Annotated in this window: 1 protein-coding gene; it reads right to left on the bottom strand. The window is 66.3% G+C overall.

The annotated features are described in order from the left end of the window. Positions 1-374 (bottom strand): NAD(P)(+) transhydrogenase (Re/Si-specific) subunit beta (locus B4920_RS25945; RefSeq protein ID WP_139379652.1); only part of this gene is annotated, 374 nt, incomplete at both ends.

The following is a 374-nucleotide window of genomic DNA, read 5'->3' as shown; positions in this document are numbered from 1 at the left end:
AGGATCGGCATGCCGAAGATCGGGCTGGACTTGTCGGTGCGAGCCGACGGATTGACCACGTCGTTGGCGCCGATCACCAGGGCCACGTCGGCCTGCGGGAAGTCACCGTTGATCTCCTCGAGGTCGAAGATCTTGTCGTAAGGCACACCCGCCTCGGCCAGCAGCACGTTCATGTGGCCCGGCATCCGCCCCGCCACCGGGTGGATCGCGAAGCTCACCTCGACGCCCGCTTCCTCCAGCAGCTCGGTCATCTCCCACACCTTGTGCTGGGCACCGGCCACCGCCATGCCGTAGCCCGGCACGATGATGACCTTGGAGGCGTAGCGCATCATCGCCGCCGCATCCATCGCGCCGACTTCCTTCTGCTCGCCCTC

Origin of the sequence: Zoogloea sp. LCSB751, assembly GCF_002028455.1 — a bacterium.
Taxonomy (GTDB): Bacteria; Pseudomonadota; Gammaproteobacteria; order Burkholderiales; family Rhodocyclaceae; genus Zoogloea.
Note: the sequence above shows the minus strand (reverse complement) of the source record. Positions and strands in the feature narration are given on the sequence as shown.